Raw genomic sequence first — 18800 nt, 5'->3', positions numbered from 1 at the left:
ACGTATGGAAGCTAACCCAACCATCTTTTGAATGCGCTGGATTTTTCACTGCTAACTCACTGCTAACATTGATTTGATCCTCTAAGTTCAAATAGCAGGACGTAGAGTCAGTTCGGTGTACTTTACTCCCTTGTAAAATAGAACCAGCGTAAGCATCATCAACAAGTGGCTCACATCATCTCTGTTGAACCACAAATGTGGATCAATCTGTCCTAGTCTAAAGGGCAATGTTAAAATCATCGCAGCAATGCCATAGAGGAAAAATGAAAACTGACTTTCACCCATTTTGATCAAGTGAATGGATGCTGCACCCAAAATGATCAGTAGACCAATGGCAGTATGAATCATCACCCAAGTAAACTGCAGGTCTACCGAAAGAAGAAGGAGTGCCAATACAGCTTTGACTCTGATTGCGTTTTTGAGAGTTATTAGTCTATCGGGATACTGTGTAGCGACTGCCATTTCTATACTCGAAATAGCCAAAACGGCCGCAAGCCAGCCTGGAATCTTGCCCAACATACCTAAGTAGTTGAACAGCAAATGAGAAAAACCACCAAAAAAAGTGGATACAGCAAAGAGCCAAAAGAAGTTGATCCAATACCGTGTAAAATCACTCGATTGTTGATTGCGAAGACGCATGTAGAGTATCACACAAATCAAACACATGACCATATTGAGTATAAACCCCATTGGCTCCAACAAATCCAATCCCCACAGCTCAAACGAAATCTTTGTCATATCTCTCTCTTCATCGGCTTGCAAAATATGGATAATGACTTTTAATACATAGTTTTGATCTGGCTTTTTAAAAAAATTGTGGAATAGAGGACATGAGTATATCAAGAGAAATCAAAGCAGAGGAACGTGCAATCGTGCTGGCTATGCTGGAGCAGTCAGGACTGAATGCGACGGATTTTCCTATGTCTGAGCAGGTTGCAGCATATGGACAACCCTACATGGGGAGCATCAATTTTGACAATGATAGACCGGATCTTTACGATGGTGACATAGCGCAATGTGAGTATCTCGATGCGGATGGGATGAGAGTCGTACTGTCACTGACCAAAGACCAAGAGGGCAAGTTGCTTGATCTTGATATTTGGAAGGAAAACTTTACGGCACTGGTAGCATATCCGACCCCAGAGACACTCATTTTCAAGAAAAAAGAAGAAGATAGGTGACATTGACCGTGAGTTTTGGGCGGTTTGATATGTGAGAGCCTGATCGTGAATGCAATGGTAGGGCTGATCCACTGCCATACTCATTATTTATGAAGTGCTATTTTCCTAGAAATGCGGTGAATGCTACACCTAGTGCTTTCTATACTACGACTGAAGGAGGAAATGGGTCATGCTTTTTGTAACAATGGACTGCACATCTACGACCAGATGGGAATTTCGACTATTTGGTGAAGATATTAGTCCCGAAATAGCAATGTTGTACAACCTAGATAATGCGGAATCTTATGACATTTATTTGGGTCTGGGAGGGTCTTTCTACAGCCTGAATAGCGTCATGTTGCCTGTAGGTTTTCGTTTTACTCCGTTCAGCAATGACAATGCATTCATTCATATCGAAGAGGACGTGAGTTATGATTTGGATGACGAATCTATTTATCTAAGATCCACTATTGGTATTCGCTATTTGTTTGGCGATAGGTGATAAACAACGAAGGCTCATCATCTGATGAGCCTTCGTTGTTATTGCACTGTATTCTTGCTATTAGTCTTCTGCCTTTTCACTCACGATTTCTTTGATGTCCATCATGATTTTTTTGGCGAGTACCTCAGCGGTATTTTGCGATTCGGATTCAGAGTAGATTCTGATGATGGGCTCGGTGTTTGATTTTCTCAAATGCACCCACTCGCTATCAAACTCTATTTTGACTCCATCTTCTGTGTTGATAGGTTGCTTTTTGTACTTTTTTTGTACTTCGCTCAGTACTAGGTCTACATCGATATCTGGTGTCAGGTCTATCTTGTTTTTGGAGATATGATAGTTGGGATAGGTCGCCCTCATAAATGAAGAAGACTTTCCAAACTTGGCCAGTGCTGTCAAAAACAGCGCAATACCTACGAGAGCGTCTCTACCATAGTGGAGTTCTGGATAGATAATTCCACCGTTGCCCTCCCCGCCGATGATGGCATTGGTGGCCTTCATTTTGGTCACGACGTTGACTTCACCTACGGCAGAGGCTTCATAATTTCCTCCGTTTTTCAAAGTCACATCTTTGAGTGCACGGGTAGAAGACATGTTGGACACAGTATTGCCTGGTGTGTGCTTGAGGACATAATCAGCTATCATGACCAAGCTATATTCTTCTCCAAATGGCTCGCCATTGTCCGCGACGAAAGCCAATCGATCGACATCTGGATCTACTACTATCCCAAGGTTGTAGCGCCCGCTTTCTACTTCATTGCAGATATGAGTGATATTTTCTGGCAGGGGTTCTGGATTGTGAGGAAATAGTCCGTTGGGCTCTCCGAAGAATATCTTGTAGTCCCTCACACCCAGCTTGTCGAGCAATTTTGGTATGGCGATCCCTCCTGTAGAGTTTACAGCGTCCACACCTATTTTTAGGTTGGCTGCACTGATGGCTTCCACATCTACCAGCGGTAGTTTGAGGATCTCTTCTATGTGGTAGTCGATGTAGCTGTCGTCGGTTTTGTATTCACCTAAATCTTTGGACTGAGCAAATTCGATTTCACCAGAATCGGCCAGTTCCAAAACTCTTTGTCCTTCAGCATCGGAGATGAACTCTCCATCGCTGTTGAGCAATTTGAGAGCATTCCATCCGTTTGGATTGTGACTTGCAGTGATGATGATGCCACCAGAGGCATTTTCGGCAGGCACTGCCATCTCAACTGTAGGCGTAGTTGATAGACCTAGGTCTACCACATCTATGCCTAGACTTTGCAATACACCTGACACCATTTTGGCGATCAGTTCGCCTGATGGTCTGGCATCTCTACCTATTACTATTTTGTGGTTGGCACTGTTTTCTTTGGTCCATTGTCCAAAAGCAGCAGCATATTTCACAACATCATTAGGTGTCAAGGCATGTCCTTCTTTTCCACCTATTGTTCCCCGAATCCCGGAGATAGATTTAATCAATGTCATCTACGCTTATAGTTTTTTGGGAGCGCAAAGGTATCAAAAGCTGTCAAAGCTCAAAGTGAAACTAAGATTGAATACCCTACCTACCCCTGTTGTGTCTAAAAAGAAATGCTAGTTGAATTTGTTCATGACTTTGTCTACTTCATTGTCAGGATTGCCGCAAGAAGCTCCAGGAGCGATAGTCTTTCCACAATATCCACATGGCTCACCCGTCTTGTTGAGGTAGGGATTTTGAGAAGCACATGTTCCTTTGAATTCTCCATTTTTGAGCAGAAGCAATCTGACGCTCATGAAAATAAAAAATATACCGACGAATCCTATTCCTAAAAGTACTGTTGTCATAATTTCGAATACTTGCTGCAAATTTATACATTAAAGCCAATAGCTTTGTTGATTCCAAGATGAAAAAGTGTCAATGATCTTGGTCATCATCATAACAAACCTTTCAATAAAATCATTCCTTATGGGTATCGCAAGAAGTAAGCCAGATCAAAATAGACCTGAAAAATTGGCAGCTTTTGACCGATTGTTGACGGTCATGGACGAGCTCAGAGAGAATTGCCCTTGGGACAAAAAACAAACCATCGAGTCTTTGAGACATTTGACTATTGAGGAGACTTATGAGTTGTCTGATGCGATTTTGGAAGGCGATTTGATGGAAGTCAAAAAGGAATTGGGAGATATTATGCTCCATTTGGTTTTTTATTCGCGTATTGCGCAGGAAAAGGGCGTCTTTGACGTAGCAGATGTGTTGAATGGAATCTGTGAAAAATTAATTTACCGTCACCCACATATATATAGCGATACCCAGGTAGAGAATGAAGAAGAGGTCAAAGCTAACTGGGAAAAACTCAAACTAAAGGAGAAAGGCAACAAAGCAACCTCTGTCTTAGGAGGAGTACCAAAATCCTTGCCTGCCATGGTCAAAGCCATGAGGATACAAGAAAAGGCACGTGGTGTAGGTTTTGACTGGGACGATAAGGAGCAAGTATGGGACAAGGTACAAGAGGAGATAGGAGAGTTCAAGGAGGAAGCCGACCAAGGAAACAAAGAAGAAGCGCTAAACGAGTTTGGAGACGTGCTATTTTCGATGGTCAACTACGCTAGATTCATAGGTATTGATCCAGAGGAGGCATTGGAGCGCACCAACAAAAAATTCATCAAGCGATTCCAGTACTTAGAGGCAGAAAGTCAGAAAGATGGTAAACAAATGGGTGAAATGACACTCGAGGAGATGGATCAATATTGGGAAAGAGCCAAAAAACTCTAGCATTTCAATCGTGACTACTGCACATTATAGCATGTTTCAGAGACTGAATCACATTGTCAAAAGTCCAAATAGAATAGAGGCGTTTGATTTTGTACGGACGATGGCTGCCTTGTCTATTATTCTCACACATTTCAAGATCATTGAGACTTATGGCATTGGTGTAGATGCCTTTTTTGTTTTATCGGGCTTTTTGGTTGTTAAGCTTCTCAGTAGAGACATGAGTGCCGTCAATCAAAGGTATTTCATTGGGCGATTTACCAAGATCATTCCATCCTATTTTTTCTTTCTGATCATAGCATATTTGGCGGGGAGTTTGTTTTTTGACGAAATCTACGGAACAGATTTGCCCATCCTCAGTGAGTGGAAACAATATTTCTTTTTCTATCGCAACTATGGGGGCTTGCCAAACCGATGGGCATTTGAGCACGTCTGGGCGCTCTGCGTGGAAGAGCATTTTTATCTCATGTTGCTTTTTTTGTCCATTCTGTCAGGTTTGAGATCAAGTTTTAGGAAGGCAGTACTGTTTTTTTCGTTGGCAATGATTGTGTTTTGTGTTGCTGCCAAGACACAAGCCCAATTCACCTCTTTTGCAGAGTATCCGACCTATACACACAACAGACTGGATGCTTTTGGCTATGGGGCATTGATTTACTTGTTTATGGATCAAATAAAAAGAATAGCAATCTTTCATCATTTTTTTGTCGCATCATTGAGTGCAATATTGCTGCTGGCCATGACTCAGTTGGATCAAAGTGAGCATCAGTTGTGGTTGCGGACAGCGTCGCCTGTATTGCTTTCGGTGATCCTGATCTATTTGATGCAATTCAAGTTTTCAAAGATTTTTAGAATCCTGGCCTACTACAGTTACAACGCCTATTTGTGGCACTATTTTATTTTGATTCCTATCGTATTTTACTGGGGCTATACATGGGTAGGTTTCGTTGTTTATTTGGGACTGACAGTTGTGCTGGCATTTTTGGCAACCCATCTGGTTGAGGATTTTTTTATCAATAGAAGGGATCAAATATTCAAATTGGTATTTAAAAACAAGGCAGTTTAATGGGTCTTGGCTTAGAGAGTTTCTTTATTTACAGATTGAAGTTAACAGATAGAATATGAAACCAAACATACGAGTCGGTTATGGCTATGACGTACACCAATTAGCAGAAGGTGAAGAGTTTTGGCTTGGGGGAATTTTGGTGCCACACACACATGGTGCTGTGGGTCACTCAGATGCGGACGTGTTGATACATGTGATATGCGACGCATTGTTGGGTGCTGCCAACATGAGAGATATTGGGTTTCATTTTGCAGATACAGACCCTCAATTCAAAGGAATAGACAGCAAAATCTTGTTGGCCGATGTGATGAAATTGCTCAGGAAGGAAGGTTTTGAAGTGGGCAATATTGATACGACGATATGTTTGCAGCGACCAAAGATCAACCCTCACATCCCTGACATGAAGAGAGTACTCGCCAAGGTGATGCGTATCGACGAAGAGGATGTGTCTATCAAAGCGACTACTACGGAAAAACTCGGATTTGTAGGCAAGGAGGAAGGGATTGCCGCACATGCCACTGTCCTGATCTACAACAATGCCTAAGGTAGAAATCTTCGAAACCAAGGACGGTTCGCATTCATTGCTGCTGACCGATATGAATGAGACTTATCATTCCACTCATGGTGCTATGACCGAGGCTCAGTATGTTTTCTTGTCCAAAGGACTCGATCACTGTCGGAAATTGTTTCCCGACAAGGAGGTGATTAAAATACTGGAAATTGGATTTGGAACTGGATTAAACGCATGGTTGACTGCTTGCAAAGTTCAGGGAGAAAGTTATGAAGTCGAGTTTGCCTCGCTAGAAAAGCATCCCTTGAGCAAAGAAATCATCGATCAACTCAACTATACTGATCGTATGGGTACGGTAGATGCCAAAGAACTTTACGACAAGGTGCATCAAGCAGACTGGGATCAATTGGTTCGTATTAGCACGGCCTTTTCCTTGCACAAGATGGAGGGAGATATATTGAACCTGCCACTTGCAGAGGGATATTTTGATTTGATCTATTTTGACGCCTTTGCACCATCCAAGCAACCAGAAATGTGGAGTCAGGATATACTGAAACGCATGTTTGCAGCGTTGGTCAAGGGTGGTGTTTTGGTCACCTATTGTGCGCAGGGGCAATTCAAGAGGGATTTGAAAACTGTAGGATTTGAGACTGAAGAATTGCCTGGTCCTCCGGGGAAAAAGGAAATGACGAGGGCGGTGAAGCCGTAGTTTTTTGACAATTTTAACTTTGATCTTAAAGTTAAAAAGTATCATTGCTCTTTGGTTTGGTTTATATTTGTCCGAATCAATGAATACTCTTAGAATTCAATGAGAATAATAATTGCAGGTGCAGGGGATGTCGGCTTTCATTTGGCCAAGCTATTGGCGTATGAGTCGCATGACATCAATATCATTGACATGGATGACGATCGTCTCCAGTATATATCGAGTCATCTTGATGTCCATACCACCAAGGGTAATTCTACGTCCTACAAGGTGCTGGAAGATGCTCAGGTATCTAAAGCAGACCTGCTGATTGCAGTGACCGAATCCGAGACTGCCAATATCACTACCTCCATCATAGGCAAGCACCTAGGTGCTAAAAAGACGATTGCTCGGGTGACCAATACAGAGTACATCCAGAGAAAGGATATTTTGGATCTCAAAGAAATCGGAATTGATGAGGTGATTTCCCCAGAGTCATTGGCTGCCAAAGAAATCAAACGCCTGCTCAAAGAAAATGCCCTGACAGATACTTTTGATTTTGAAAAGGGCTTATTGTCGCTGGTGGGAATCTTGATCGATGATGAGTCAGAGTTGAAGGACAAATCTTTGGTAGAAACAGCTTATTTGAATCCCGACCATTCTTTTATCACTGTGGCTATACTGCGTGGAGAGGAAACCATTATACCACATGGAGCGGACAAGTTCCAGATCAATGACCATGCATACTTTGTCTGTCAACCTGACGGTGTAGATCGTGTGTTGGACCTGGCTGGCAAGCAACGAGAGTCGATCAAAAATGTGATGATTCTTGGAGGGAGTAAAATAGGTATTCAAGCTGCGAGACAGCTCAGCAAAAAATACAACATCAAACTCATCGAGCAGGACAGGGAGAAATGTTTCGAACTGGCTGATATGCTGCAAAACACCATGATTATCAATGGAGATGGTCGTGATGTTGAATTGCTCAAAGAAGAAGGAATTGATGAAATGGATGCTTTCATCGCCGTGACGGGCAATTCTGAAACGAATATGATCTCGTCATTGGTGGCTAAGAATCACAAAGTGCCCAAGACCATCTCTCTGGTCGAAAACATGGATTACATCCACCTGTCTCAAAACATCGGTGTGGATACCATGATCAACAAAAAACTGATTGCGGCGAGTTTCATATTCAGATACATCCGAAAAGGTCAGGTACTGAATATGACGACTATACATGGCGTGGATGCTGAGATTTTAGAATTTGAAGTCAAAGAAGGCTCAAAGATACTAGAGGCGGAGCTTAGAAATTTGGATTTTCCTCATTCTGCCTTGATCGGGGGCGTGATACGTGGAGGAAAGGGAATTACCGCCCGTGGTAATTTTATGTTTGAGCCCAAGGACAGAGTCGTTGTACTCTCCAAGCCAGAGTGCATCCGAAAAGTGGAAGGTTATTTTAAATGAAATTCAACTACAAAGTCATCTTCAAAGTATTGGGACTACTCATCTTGATGAATGGGGTCTTTATGATGACTTGTTTGCCATTTAGCTACTACTATGGTGGCAGAGATTTCAATGCTTTGCTCATATCAGGTTTATCTGCCATCATCATTGGGTATTTGACTTTTGCTCTCAGTCATAGAAATCAAAGCAAAGAGTTGAAAAAGAAAGATGGTTATTTGATCGTAACTTTTGGGTGGTTGGCCATGTCTCTTTTTGGCACTTTGCCTTATATGCTCAGTGGTGCCATTCCCAATTTTACAGACGCTTTTTTTGAGACCATCTCAGGATTTACTACGACCGGCGCGACCATACTGTCGGATATCGAAAGTATCGACAAAGGAATCCTGTTTTGGAGGAGTTTGACTCAGTGGATAGGGGGAATGGGAATCATCGTGTTGGCGGTGGCGATTCTGCCACTGTTGGGGATTGGGGGGATGCAGTTGTTTGTCGCTGAGGCACCAGGTATTTCTCCTGACAAATTGAAACCTAGAATCACCGAGACTGCTAAACGGCTTTGGTTGATCTACGTGATGCTCACTGTAGTCGAGATGGTTTTGCTTTGGATAGGTGGCATGGATTTTTATGATGCTATCAACCATGCCTTGACTACCATGGCGACTGGAGGATTCTCCACCAAAAATGCAAGTGTGGCCTATTATACTTCGCCTTTCATTCAGTATGTAATTATTATTTTCATGTTCTTGGCAGGGACGAATTTTACAGTCACCTATTTTGCATTGCATGGCAAAATGTTGACGGTATTTAGGAATGAGGAATTTAGATTTTATTGTGTGGTCACTGCCATTGTAGCCATACTGGTTAGCATAGGGGTGTACCAGACGATGGGGACGACTTTAGAATTGTCCATCAGGCAGGCCTTGTTTCAAGTGGTATCGATCATTACTACCACAGGCTATGTGACGGCAGATTATACGGTATGGCCTTATGAAATCATCGTTTTGCTGTTTGTGATGATGTTTGTGGGAGCAAGTGCTGGTAGTACGGCTGGTGGAGTCAAGATTGTAAGACATTTGATTCTAGTCAAAAATAGTGTGCTAGAATTGAAGAGACAATTGCATCCTTCTGCCATCATTCCCGTTCGACTCAACGGCAAGGCGATACATAGAGATATTACATTCAATATCCTCGCCTTTATCATGATCTACATCAGTATTTTTGCTTTTGGATCAATTATGATGGCTTTCATTGGTGTGGATTTTATGACGTCCATTAGCTCAGTTGCCACCTGTCTAGGCAATATCGGTCCTGGTTTGGGAGATGTAGGGCCAGTGGATCACTTTGGGAATATGCCTGAGCTGGGCAAATGGCTGCTGAGTATGCTGATGCTGCTTGGTAGATTGGAGCTTTTTACTGTATTGATTTTATTTACCCCTTACTTTTGGAGAAGGATTTAACATAAGAACATGACATTATTTGAGATGATTATCTGGAGTCCTAGCCCAGAGATTTTTACAATACCTGGTTTAGATCATCCTGTGAGATGGTACGGTTTGTTATTTGCCTTAGGGTTTATCCTAGCTCAGCAGGTTATGTATTGGATATTCAAATCTGAAGGAAAAAATGTCAAAGATGTAGATCAACTGACGATGTATTTGGTGATTGCCGTTGTGGTGGGCGCTAGGTTGGGTCATTGCTTGTTTTACAATCCTGGTTATTATCTCAGCAACCCTTTTGAGATTCTCAAAATATGGGAAGGTGGCTTGGCCAGTCATGGTGGAGCCATCGGTATGTTGATTGCACTGTATCTCTACAGTCGCAAACATGCGGATCAAAGTTATATGTGGATTTTGGACCGAGTCGCTATAGTCACAGTATTGGTGGGTGCTTGTATTCGCTTTGGTAACCTGATGAACTCTGAGATAATAGGACTGCCAACAGGCACCGATAGCGGAATCGTGTTTGCTAGAAGCGTAGAGGACATGTTCAAAAACCTAGACCCAAGAATCGAAGAAGTGTCTTTTGATCAGGTGGAAGATCAATCTATCACAGAATCAGGAAAGGTGCCCATGATGATTTCTTTGACCTACAAACGTGGCGTAGAATTGACACCTGATCATGCCAAGTTATTTTTTGAATCCACGATACCAAGAGCCATAGACCGCTACCACGAGGTAGGTAAACACATCGCTATTTCCTCCAACCAAGGGATCAAATATGATACTTTTATGTCGAGAGGGGCGCAACATGCTACTGTAGAGGTCTTGGGGATCCCTAGGCATCCAGGGCAGTTGTATGAAGCCCTTGCTTGTGTGATCATGTTTTTGATATTGGCTCATATATGGTTTCATCACAGGACACAGATCAAAACAGGGTTTCTGTTTGGCTTGTTCATGGTGATGCTATGGTCAGAGCGATTTGTGGTGGAATTCTTCAAAGAGAACCAAGAAGCATGGGAGGCTAGTATTCCGCTCAACATGGGGCAATGGCTCAGCATACCTATGTTCATCATTGGTCTGGTGGTACTGATCAAATCTTGGGGATTTACCAAAAAGCAATAATAGTGGGTGCTTGTTGTTAATTGTATTTAGCAAAATTGTCTTCTTACCAAGCGCTAAATCTGGTTTTTAGCAGAAAAAAGCTATCTTGTAGCTAGTACATTTATCGTGTTTTGGAGGTAGATGTATTCTGTACACCTGTAAATGGAAATTAGCAAACACCTACGTATAGCGGTTCGCATTGGATACGCCATTATTTTTTTGGGTATTTTGTATGCTTTTTTGGCTCTGATTAGTCTCAGCCTCGAAGCTGCAGTTTTTCCTTTTTTGGCAGCTGTTTTGATGGTTGTGGCGATGTGGCTTATTCATCGCCAATACTCGCTTGCACCACGTATTATTATTTCTCTTTCACCTTTGTTGCTCAATGCTGGCTTTCATAGCCTTGTTGCTACACCTGACCAGCCCGTAGTGACTGCTTTGTATTTCTCTCAATTTGGGATGGCACTGATACCCTGGGTTTTGTTTGATTACAGAGAAAAGATGGCGCTTTCTGTTTGTACGATCGTAGGGATAGTCATTTTGGTAGGTCAGCAAGGGTTAAACTTTGTGGTAATGGACAATGAAGCAAGTGCCGATGCTTTCAATGGTGGTTATTTAGAATATCTGACCTATGCTTTTGGGGTGGGCTTGTTGTTTCTGGTGATGTATTCTTTTTTACAAGAGTTTTATGATCAGACAGAAAGAGAATCCAAGTTGAATCAGAAGCTCAAACGGTATCAAAGAAAGATTGTCAAACACAACAGGTCTTTGTATAGACGCCAAACCAAAGTAACCAAGATCAATGAGATGTTGGAGATGGAGGTCAAAGAAAGAGCCATTATTTTAGAAGAGCAAAATAGAATTTTGGCAGAGCAGTCTTTTATCAATTCACACCTTTTAAGAGCCCCATTGTGCAGGGCAATGGCCTTGGTCAATTTGATAGAAAGTATGGAAGAAAATAAGGAGATTCCAGAATTCCTTTCACTCATTCATGATGCTTTGGATGAAATGAATCAGTTGACCATTGCCATCTCCTCCAATTTGGAAAAAAGAGGGTATTTCGAAGAGTATGGAGATGATTTTGATCAATTGAAAGAAGCGCAACATGATCATGAGTTGAAAATCTCAAGCAGAGCCTAATTGAAAATATACATCACCATCATCAAAAAATGGAGGATACTGCCAGCCATCACAAATAGATGCCAAATGAAGTGCGAAAACTTCATGCGATAGTCCACGATATAAAAGGCGATTCCGACGGTATAGCAAAGACCTCCTGAGGCCAATAGCCAAAAGGCTGACTCGGGCATCACTGATTTGATGAGATCCAATTTGATCACAATGATCCAACCCATGACGGCATACAGAGCCGTAGACAAGGCATTGTATCGGCCAGTATAAAATACTTTGAGCACGATGCCTATGATGGCCATTGTCCACTGCACCCCAAAAAATACCCAACCCGTCACACCTCCTATAGTGATCAGCATGACAGGGGTATATGTGCCTGCGATGAGTAAGAAGATGCCACAATGATCCAAAATGTTGAAAACCTTTTTGGCTTTCTTGTGGGTGAGGCTGTGATATAGGGTAGAAAAAGTGTAGAGTAGAACCAAACTGCCACCGTAAAACAAGGCACTAAACAAGCTCCACTCTTGGTCACTTCGTGCTCCATACACGATCAATACAATCATGCCTCCTATGGCAGTCAGAGCTGTTACCCCGTGTGAGATCGAATTCGATATTTCCTCTCCGATCGTTTGATGTTTGTCAATTCTTTTGTCCATGCTTGTTGTTTTGGCTAAGTTATAATGGATGATGCAAGGTAGTAATATTGTTTAGGTGATTCATATCGTTAGAAGAGCTGTTTTCTTTCATCAGATTACCTAGGTCTGGTACGTGAAAATACCCACTGGAGGGTATAATTTCAGCTATGAAAATTTCTTTATTTTGATTTTGCAACCAACCCATACAGGCCCTTTGATTTGAATCCAGTGTGTTTTAGATCTGTTGTGTATGATTGACTATTGACTAAATCCTAAATTGTATAACTCAGATTAAATACCCTATCATGAGAAATAAAGTATCTACCACATACACTATTTTATATACCATACTGCTGTGCTTGGCAGGTGCAGCTTTGCTAGGCAGTGGGCTAGCGATTAGTTTTGGAGCACGAAATAGATTGCTATTTGTGGTGTGCATCATTGGAGTAGTTGGCGTACCCGTTTTTCTATACTTGTTGATGAGAGCCATGAACCAGAGACGTATTCTAGTGTCAGCAGAAATTCGACAAAACAAGGCAGCAATAATTACCCAATGGGAGCTCACAGGAGAAATGTGGAGCAGCTATATGACCTATGCAAGGAGAGAGTTGACCAAAAAACAAAGAACTGCTCCAGTTGGGGTAATGCTCGCGATCCTAGCAGTAGCCAGTTGGCTGTTGCATGAATCTAATAGTTGGGTAATCAGCATAATGTATGGGGTGGCTATTGCACTACCAATAGGAGGAGTTGTGTGGCTGTGCTATGGAATGATCAACAAAGCTCAAATCCAACTGCTGAATGAATCGGTAGGTCGTATCATTTTCACTCAAAATCACATTTTGATCAATGATCAATTGATTGAATTGACGGGGTTCAAACGGTTCGTGTCCAAATCTGAAATAGATACTACTACCAGCCCGATTACCATGCACCTGACTGTATCTTCTAAACTGGGTGAAAGAGAGAGTAACCACGACTATCGGATACCTGTGCCAGCAGATGAATTGGTACGAGCACAGTTGCTTGTCAATCGATATTATGAAGATGCCGCTGAACTGAGAGAAAAAATGGAAAGGATGTCTAACCTAGCTGATTTAGCAGATTAATAGATTATTATGGAAACTATAGCACTCACAGCAGAGGATATCAAGAAACTGAAAAAACAACTGATTCCTGCTTTCATCTTTCCATTTGTAGTGATGGGAATCATGAGTTTGATGTATGTTTTTGTGCTCTCTCATATGGATGGAGACTTTGGCTTTTACTTTCTATTCGGAGTAGGGGTGATCTTTTTTGGGATTATTGCATACATGATATGGGCTTTAGCCATGGATATCAAAGGAGGTGTGAAGTATCTCATATCAGGTGAAATATCAGACAAGAGACTTGACATAAGAACGTCAGCAAACACGGGATCCAAAGGTCAATCAAGTACCAAGAGAAGTTATTATCTCACTGTCAATGGCAAGGAATACAACATTGACTATAGACACTACAATCAGGCGAAAGTTGGGGATAAGGTCGTGATGGAAAAGGCGCCTAAGTCTGGTTTTACGCTAAAATTTGATTTGGTTTCTTCTGATCTTGCCAAGGAAGAAACCAGAGATACTTTGCAGCGTTTAAGTCATTTCGTCAATCAAAAACCCATAGAGCAAGTGATGACTGACAAGGATTTGACTGTACTCAACAGGATGATGAGGCAACAAATCAAAGCGAGATTATTTTGGATGATTCCATTTTTATTCATTGTCTATGGACTAGTAGCTGCTGACATGGCTGCTCTGCTTATTTTTATGTTCCCTTTGGTAATTGTACCAGCATTTCAATTCTTTAAAATCTGTCATACCGTTTTTCATTATGCCCGAAACAAAAGTGCTGGTATAAAGCTTGGAATTGCTGCTGTCGTACAAGACAAATCTACCATTACCTCCAATCGATCGAGTACCAAGAGAACGATACGTACTACATGGAAGACCATACAAGTGCCTTCTGGATTCTATGGACAACTCAGGGATCAAGATAAAATAGTCATTTTCAAGCCAAAGTATGGTAAACATGCCATCAGTATTATGACTCAGAGCAATGAAGAGTGTTATTTGGTATGATGGGAATGGAATTCAATTTCTCAAACGGACTATATGAGTCACCGTTTTATAATTCCCTTGGTCGTCAAATTTGATGTAATTTCCCTCATGATATATTAAGGTTTGATTAAGAGAAGCCGTTTTGTGAAAAATGGTTGGAATCGATTGCTTAATGGTTCATTTTTGAGATTGGACAAGGGAGAACATCAAATACGAGTGCTGAAAACTAATTGGTTGAGATTGATTTTGGGAATGGCCCTACTGGTGGTTGGCGACCAGTTGTGCGCACAGGATACCCTGACACTGCATAGTGGTCGGAAGATTCCTTTTATGAGGATGTTAGAATTTCGTGATGTGGTGAGGGTCAAAGACTATGAAGAAGGAGAGATGGTTGATATTTTGCCTGATTCTATCATGGGTTATACACAATCGTTGAGCGAGTCTTCTTACTATCTTATATTTTACTTCAACGAAGAGGGAGAGCGAGAGTATCTGTTTGTGGAGCGCTATGAGTCAGGTGCGATTGCTCTTTTTGTTGATCAACGTCGCGGGTACTCTATGTTCATGCAAAAGGAAGGTCTTGTCAAGGAGGTGTATGATATGCACGACAATAGGCGAGCGCGTGATCTGCGTTTTTTGGATTTTAGCCTAATGTTGGCCGATGATGATACCACCTTTTCATACGTCAATTCTTCTGATTTTAGATTCAAACCTGGAGACATCCGGCAGGCCGTCCAAAACTACAACTTGCGCAATTTTGAGCAGTCTTTGTCTGCCGAGGAGCCAGTCAGAAGCACGGTGTATCTCTACCGAACCCCATACCAGAAGACCAAGGACCGCATACGGATTGAGTTAAATGGTGCCACACATTTGTTGTACATCAATGATTTCATACAACTGGATTTGCCAATAGAATACCCAAGCCGCTTGACGCTGTACGATAAGGAGACTCGGAGTGATATTTTGATTGCGGGTGAATTGAAAGACCAGTACTACGAAGTGTTGTATGACTCTCAAAGCAAGGCTTTTCGATTGGATCCAAAGAGTGGTACAGAGTTACACTTTGAGTTCAATGGAATCAAAGAAAGAGTGATGGATAAATTTGGTAGGGATTAAATATGATTGGCTAGATCGATCATGAGTTTTTCTAAATAGTCATGATCGATTTCGTCGAAATGAGCCAATGCCTCACTATCCACGTCAAGTACTCCAATGATTTCTCCGTTTTTATAAATAGGCACTACGATTTCGGATTTAGAATCAGAGCTACAGGCTATGTGGCCAGGGAATTCGTCCACATTGTCTACGACAAGTGTCAGTCCTTCTTTCCAAGCTGTACCGCAGACTCCTTTGCCCAGCGCAATGCGGGTACAGGCGATGGGTCCCTGAAATGGACCAAGTACCAATTGATCTCCTTTGACCAGATAGAAACCCACCCATAGAAAGCCGAAGGTTTGCTTGAGCGCAGCAGCTACATTGGCCAAGTTGGCGGTGGCATCTGTTTCGGTAGATAGCAAAGCAGCAATTTGTGGCAACAAGGCCTCGTATTGCTCTTTCTTACTTTTAGTTTGATCGATTTTTAATTCCTCCGCCATGATTTGAGATTGAATGTGCTGCAATTTTACGGGAGAGTCCTGTAATAGTTAATTATTTTCTCAGATATTTAGGCATGCTAGATGTGATCATCGTAGGGGGTGGATTGGCAGGTTTGATCAATTCGATTTTGTTGTCCAGAGCGGGTCTCAGGGTTTGCTTGATGGAAAAGGGCAGTTACCCTTTCCACCGTGTATGTGGTGAGTACATTTCCAATGAAGTGAAGCCTTTTTTGCGAAAGCATGACTTGTATCCTGCTGAGTTGACGCCTAGTGAAATTAGTAAATTTCAGTTGAGCGCCATCAGTGGAAAAAAGATTCATACAAATCTGGATTTAGGTGGTTTTGGCATCAGTCGCCATAATTTTGACTTGTTCTTGGCTAGGAAGGCCAAAGAATCAGGCGTAGACTTGATGGAAAACACCAAAGTCAGTGATGTCATTTGGCAGGACGGATATTTTGAAGTCCAGGCAGCAAATCAGCAATATCAATCTAAGTTGGTAATAGGAGCTTTCGGGAAAAGAAGCCAACTGGACGCACGCTTGCAGCGGGCATTTATGGCCAATAGGTCGCCATACATTGGGATTAAATACCACATCAAAACGGATTTTGCCAAAGATGTGATTGCCCTTCACAATTTTAAGGACGGTTATTGTGGGCTGAGTAGTGTAGGTGGTGATGTGTTCAATCTTTGCTATTTGAGTCACAGAGATAATCTCAAAAGTCGCAATGTTGAAGAAATGGAGGAGGATGTTTTGTTCAACAACCCTCATCTCAAAGCTATCTGGGCCAACTCGGATTTCCTGTTTGATAAACCACTGGTGATCAACGAGATTTCATTCGAAAAAAAGAAGGCCGTAGAAAATCACATCCTGATGTCTGGGGACTCTGCAGGGATGATCACACCGCTTTGCGGCAATGGGATGGCCATGGCGATTCGTTCGGCAAGTTTACTGAGTAGGTTGATTATAGATCGGTGGAACAAGGGTGAGATTGACAGATCTGCTTTAGAAGCCGCTTATCAACAAATATGGGATTACGAATTTTCTTTACGTCTTTGGTCAGGCCGACAATTTCAGAGGCTATTTGGTAGTCCCATCTTGTCAGAAATGGCCGTGGGTCTGATGTCCAATTCTTGGTTGAGGAACCGATTGATTGGATTGAGTCATGGGAGGGAGTTTGAGTGAAAAGAGGAGGCTGGATTAAATGTCCGACCTCCTCTTTTTTGTAACTCAAGAGTAAAATCAAGCAGCCTTCAATTCCCTATTGGCCAATTGCTTTTCAAATTCTTCTAGTTTTTTCTGTTCGTCTCGGGCTGCTTGCTCGTCTGCCGCTGAGAATTTGATGCCCAGTCCTAAGAGACTGATTGCTACTACTGCGATACCAAAGTACATAAAACTGTTTTCCAGTGTGGCACCACTTCTAAGTAGGAATTGTGCATAGATCACAGCTCCGACGTTACCGCCTGCACCCACGATCCCCGCCACTGCCCCGAGAGATTTTTTGTTGATGAATGGCACCACTGAGAAAGTAGCTCCTTCGGCCATTTGGACGAAAAGCGAGAAGACGATCATGGTACCAATGGCAAGTCCAAGCATATCCATTCTTGAGAACAGGATCAATGCCAATCCCTCTGCAAAGAGCACCATCACGAGCCATTTTACTCTGCCTGATAGGCCGCCAGTGGTAGAGAACTTGTCGCCTAACCACCCGCCCATCGAGCGCGCAAAAAGGTTCATCAGCCCAAACAATGCAGCAATTATTCCTGCGGTAGTTTCATTGAGGCTAAACTTGGTTTGATAATAGGTCGCTGCTCGTCCGTTGACGAAAAGCTCTAGCCCGAAACAAGCGCCATAGATAGCAAACAATATCCAAACTCTGCGATCCTTGACAGCTGACATGAAGAGTCCTGATTCGCCTGGTTGGCTCACGGGTTTGATGGAGGGATTGCTGTCATAGTTGCCCTGTGGGGTGTCTTCTGTGTACTTCCAGTACAGATAGGCTACAACTAGCATGATGACGGCTGGTACTACCATGGCAGGTCTCCATTTGGATAGTTCTGATTCTGCAAAACCAATCGCCAACATGCCTGAGGCAATCAGTGGCATCATGGCTTGCGTCACGCCTCCACCGAGATTCCCCCAACCTGCGGTGGTGGCGTTAGCAATTCCTACTACATTCGGCGCAAACATCTTGGTCGTGTGGTACTGTGTGATCACGAAGGATGCACCGATCACGCCAATGGCCATTCTAGAGATCAAATAGGTTTCCCAATTGTAGGCTAGTGATGATCCCGCCACTACGATCGCACCAAACGCCAATAAATAGGTGTAGCTTTTTCGTGGACCGATTTTGTCACAGAGGTTGCCGATGACTAGTCGTGCAATGATGGTGATACCCACTGATGCAATGAAAGCTGTGATTTTTTGTGCGTGACTCAATCCCATGTCAGGTCCGATGGTTGAGTTCATCAATGGTGCATGCGCAAACCAGCCAAAGAAGCACAAGAAGAAGGCGATCCAGCTGAGATGAAATGTTCGCATTTGTACCGATCTAAAATCTAAGAGGTTGATTCTAGTGGCTTTTTCGGTTGAAGTTCTGATTGTCTGCATAATTTCAAGTCTTAATGTGAAACTACGTAGTATTGTCGATGTACGTAGATGTTACAAAATTATGCTGCTTAATTCGTTATTAATATGACTTAAAACCATATATAA

Annotated in this window: 20 protein-coding genes; 14 read left to right on the top strand and 6 right to left on the bottom strand. The window is 42.4% G+C overall.

Translation table 11 applies throughout. The annotated features are described in order from the left end of the window. Positions 1 to 87: 87 nt before the first annotated feature. Positions 88 to 738 (bottom strand): DUF6962 family protein, encoded by a 651-nt coding sequence (locus N6H18_RS05060; RefSeq protein ID WP_262310748.1) that lies wholly within the window; start codon positions 736 to 738, stop codon positions 88 to 90. 92 nt (positions 739 to 830) lie between these two features. Here N6H18_RS05060 and N6H18_RS05055 point away from each other — a divergent pair, with 92 nt between their 5' ends. Together N6H18_RS05055 and N6H18_RS05050 are read left to right on the top strand one after the other, a co-directional pair. Further along, positions 831 to 1181, top strand: a complete 351-nt coding sequence (locus N6H18_RS05055; RefSeq protein WP_262310747.1) for a DUF6984 family protein — start codon at positions 831 to 833, stop codon at positions 1179 to 1181. Positions 1182 to 1350: 169 nt separating this feature from the next. Beyond that, positions 1351 to 1662 (top strand): hypothetical protein, encoded by a 312-nt coding sequence (locus N6H18_RS05050; RefSeq protein ID WP_262310746.1) that lies wholly within the window; start codon positions 1351 to 1353, stop codon positions 1660 to 1662. 60 nt (positions 1663 to 1722) lie between these two features. Here the strand turns inward: N6H18_RS05050 and glmM are convergent, their stop codons facing one another. Both glmM and N6H18_RS05040 read right to left on the bottom strand, forming a co-directional pair. Next, complete coding sequence (gene glmM / locus N6H18_RS05045) at positions 1723 to 3120, bottom strand: phosphoglucosamine mutase (protein ID WP_262310745.1); 1398 nt, start codon at positions 3118 to 3120, stop codon at positions 1723 to 1725. 108 nt (positions 3121 to 3228) lie between these two features. Next, a complete protein-coding gene (locus N6H18_RS05040) occupies positions 3229 to 3459 on the bottom strand; it encodes a hypothetical protein (RefSeq protein WP_262310744.1) in 231 nt (76 codons plus the stop codon). A gap of 121 nt (positions 3460 to 3580) precedes the next feature. Between N6H18_RS05040 and mazG the strand changes: the two genes are divergently transcribed. From mazG to N6H18_RS05000, 8 genes are all read left to right on the top strand, one after another. After that, the gene (mazG, locus tag N6H18_RS05035) at positions 3581 to 4387 is read left to right on the top strand and encodes a nucleoside triphosphate pyrophosphohydrolase (RefSeq protein ID WP_262310743.1); all 807 of its coding nucleotides are present in this window, start codon (positions 3581 to 3583) and stop codon (positions 4385 to 4387) included. A gap of 10 nt (positions 4388 to 4397) precedes the next feature. Beyond that, positions 4398 to 5447 (top strand): acyltransferase family protein, encoded by a 1050-nt coding sequence (locus N6H18_RS05030; RefSeq protein ID WP_262310742.1) that lies wholly within the window; start codon positions 4398 to 4400, stop codon positions 5445 to 5447. Positions 5448 to 5502: 55 nt separating this feature from the next. Then, a complete protein-coding gene (gene ispF, locus N6H18_RS05025) occupies positions 5503 to 5991 on the top strand; it encodes a 2-C-methyl-D-erythritol 2,4-cyclodiphosphate synthase (RefSeq protein ID WP_262310741.1) in 489 nt (162 codons plus the stop codon). Next, entirely contained in the window at positions 5984 to 6667 is a 684-nt protein-coding gene (gene mnmD / locus N6H18_RS05020; RefSeq protein WP_262310740.1) for a tRNA (5-methylaminomethyl-2-thiouridine)(34)-methyltransferase MnmD, read from the top strand. The genes ispF and mnmD overlap by 8 nt, the downstream gene beginning before the upstream one ends. A 99-nt stretch (positions 6668 to 6766) precedes the next feature. Beyond that, on the top strand, positions 6767 to 8107 hold the full coding sequence (gene trkA, locus N6H18_RS05015; protein WP_262310739.1) for a Trk system potassium transporter TrkA: 1341 nt from the start codon (positions 6767 to 6769) through the stop codon (positions 8105 to 8107). Beyond that, entirely contained in the window at positions 8104 to 9561 is a 1458-nt protein-coding gene (locus N6H18_RS05010; protein ID WP_262310738.1) for a TrkH family potassium uptake protein, read from the top strand. The genes trkA and N6H18_RS05010 overlap by 4 nt, the downstream gene beginning before the upstream one ends. Before the next feature lie 9 nt (positions 9562 to 9570). Further along, the gene (locus tag N6H18_RS05005; protein WP_262310737.1) at positions 9571 to 10665 is read left to right on the top strand and encodes a prolipoprotein diacylglyceryl transferase; all 1095 of its coding nucleotides are present in this window, start codon (positions 9571 to 9573) and stop codon (positions 10663 to 10665) included. A gap of 141 nt (positions 10666 to 10806) precedes the next feature. Further along, entirely contained in the window at positions 10807 to 11781 is a 975-nt protein-coding gene (locus tag N6H18_RS05000) for a hypothetical protein (RefSeq protein WP_262310736.1), read from the top strand. Here N6H18_RS05000 and trhA read toward each other — a convergent pair. Further along, entirely contained in the window at positions 11778 to 12428 is a 651-nt protein-coding gene (trhA, locus tag N6H18_RS04995; protein ID WP_262310735.1) for a PAQR family membrane homeostasis protein TrhA, read from the bottom strand. The two genes, N6H18_RS05000 and trhA, sit on opposite strands and share 4 nt — an antisense overlap. 284 nt (positions 12429 to 12712) lie before the next feature. On the opposite strand from trhA, the gene N6H18_RS04990 reads away from it, so the two are divergent. The 3 genes from N6H18_RS04990 to N6H18_RS04980 all read left to right on the top strand — a co-directional run bounded on the left by N6H18_RS04990 (position 12713) and on the right by N6H18_RS04980 (position 15607). Beyond that, complete coding sequence (locus N6H18_RS04990; RefSeq protein WP_262310734.1) at positions 12713 to 13513, top strand: hypothetical protein; 801 nt, start codon at positions 12713 to 12715, stop codon at positions 13511 to 13513. A 9-nt stretch (positions 13514 to 13522) separates the two neighbouring features. Next, complete coding sequence (locus N6H18_RS04985) at positions 13523 to 14512, top strand: hypothetical protein (protein ID WP_262310733.1); 990 nt, start codon at positions 13523 to 13525, stop codon at positions 14510 to 14512. Positions 14513 to 14707: 195 nt separating this feature from the next. Further along, on the top strand, positions 14708 to 15607 hold the full coding sequence (locus tag N6H18_RS04980; RefSeq protein ID WP_262310732.1) for a hypothetical protein: 900 nt from the start codon (positions 14708 to 14710) through the stop codon (positions 15605 to 15607). Here N6H18_RS04980 and N6H18_RS04975 read toward each other — a convergent pair. Further along, positions 15604 to 16086 carry a GAF domain-containing protein gene (locus N6H18_RS04975; RefSeq protein ID WP_262310731.1) on the bottom strand — a complete coding sequence of 161 codons (483 nt, stop codon included), beginning with the start codon at positions 16084 to 16086 and terminating at the stop codon, positions 15604 to 15606. The two genes, N6H18_RS04980 and N6H18_RS04975, sit on opposite strands and share 4 nt — an antisense overlap. Before the next feature lie 74 nt (positions 16087 to 16160). On the opposite strand from N6H18_RS04975, the gene N6H18_RS04970 reads away from it, so the two are divergent. Further along, entirely contained in the window at positions 16161 to 17270 is a 1110-nt protein-coding gene (locus tag N6H18_RS04970) for an NAD(P)/FAD-dependent oxidoreductase (RefSeq protein ID WP_262310730.1), read from the top strand. Positions 17271 to 17327: 57 nt separating this feature from the next. Here N6H18_RS04970 and N6H18_RS04965 read toward each other — a convergent pair whose 3' ends face one another. Next, a complete protein-coding gene (locus N6H18_RS04965; protein WP_262310729.1) occupies positions 17328 to 18626 on the bottom strand; it encodes an MFS transporter in 1299 nt (432 codons plus the stop codon). Positions 18627 to 18800 lie beyond the last annotated feature (174 nt).

The organism is Reichenbachiella agarivorans (assembly GCF_025502585.1).
Taxonomy (GTDB): Bacteria; Bacteroidota; Bacteroidia; order Cytophagales; family Cyclobacteriaceae; genus Reichenbachiella; species Reichenbachiella agarivorans.
This window is presented reverse-complemented; position numbering and strand designations above follow the sequence as displayed.

What these genes read in the sequence shown, in the direction of transcription:
- N6H18_RS05060 (WP_262310748.1), bottom strand. Translation starts at nt 738, where the DNA reads ATGACAAAGATTTCGTTTGAGCTGTGGGGATTGGATTTGTTGGAGCCA.
- N6H18_RS05055 (WP_262310747.1), top strand. Translation starts at nt 831, where the DNA reads ATGAGTATATCAAGAGAAATCAAAGCAGAGGAACGTGCAATCGTGCTG.
- N6H18_RS05050 (WP_262310746.1), top strand. Translation starts at nt 1,351, where the DNA reads ATGCTTTTTGTAACAATGGACTGCACATCTACGACCAGATGGGAATTT.
- glmM (WP_262310745.1), bottom strand. Translation starts at nt 3,120, where the DNA reads ATGACATTGATTAAATCTATCTCCGGGATTCGGGGAACAATAGGTGGA.
- N6H18_RS05040 (WP_262310744.1), bottom strand. Translation starts at nt 3,459, where the DNA reads ATGACAACAGTACTTTTAGGAATAGGATTCGTCGGTATATTTTTTATT.
- mazG (WP_262310743.1), top strand. Translation starts at nt 3,581, where the DNA reads ATGGGTATCGCAAGAAGTAAGCCAGATCAAAATAGACCTGAAAAATTG.
- ispF (WP_262310741.1), top strand. Translation starts at nt 5,503, where the DNA reads ATGAAACCAAACATACGAGTCGGTTATGGCTATGACGTACACCAATTA.
- mnmD (WP_262310740.1), top strand. Translation starts at nt 5,984, where the DNA reads ATGCCTAAGGTAGAAATCTTCGAAACCAAGGACGGTTCGCATTCATTG.
- trkA (WP_262310739.1), top strand. Translation starts at nt 6,767, where the DNA reads ATGAGAATAATAATTGCAGGTGCAGGGGATGTCGGCTTTCATTTGGCC.
- N6H18_RS05010 (WP_262310738.1), top strand. Translation starts at nt 8,104, where the DNA reads ATGAAATTCAACTACAAAGTCATCTTCAAAGTATTGGGACTACTCATC.
- N6H18_RS05005 (WP_262310737.1), top strand. Translation starts at nt 9,571, where the DNA reads ATGACATTATTTGAGATGATTATCTGGAGTCCTAGCCCAGAGATTTTT.
- N6H18_RS05000 (WP_262310736.1), top strand. Translation starts at nt 10,807, where the DNA reads ATGGAAATTAGCAAACACCTACGTATAGCGGTTCGCATTGGATACGCC.
- trhA (WP_262310735.1), bottom strand. Translation starts at nt 12,428, where the DNA reads ATGGACAAAAGAATTGACAAACATCAAACGATCGGAGAGGAAATATCG.
- N6H18_RS04990 (WP_262310734.1), top strand. Translation starts at nt 12,713, where the DNA reads ATGAGAAATAAAGTATCTACCACATACACTATTTTATATACCATACTG.
- N6H18_RS04985 (WP_262310733.1), top strand. Translation starts at nt 13,523, where the DNA reads ATGGAAACTATAGCACTCACAGCAGAGGATATCAAGAAACTGAAAAAA.
- N6H18_RS04975 (WP_262310731.1), bottom strand. Translation starts at nt 16,086, where the DNA reads ATGGCGGAGGAATTAAAAATCGATCAAACTAAAAGTAAGAAAGAGCAA.
- N6H18_RS04970 (WP_262310730.1), top strand. Translation starts at nt 16,161, where the DNA reads ATGCTAGATGTGATCATCGTAGGGGGTGGATTGGCAGGTTTGATCAAT.
- N6H18_RS04965 (WP_262310729.1), bottom strand. Translation starts at nt 18,626, where the DNA reads ATGCGAACATTTCATCTCAGCTGGATCGCCTTCTTCTTGTGCTTCTTT.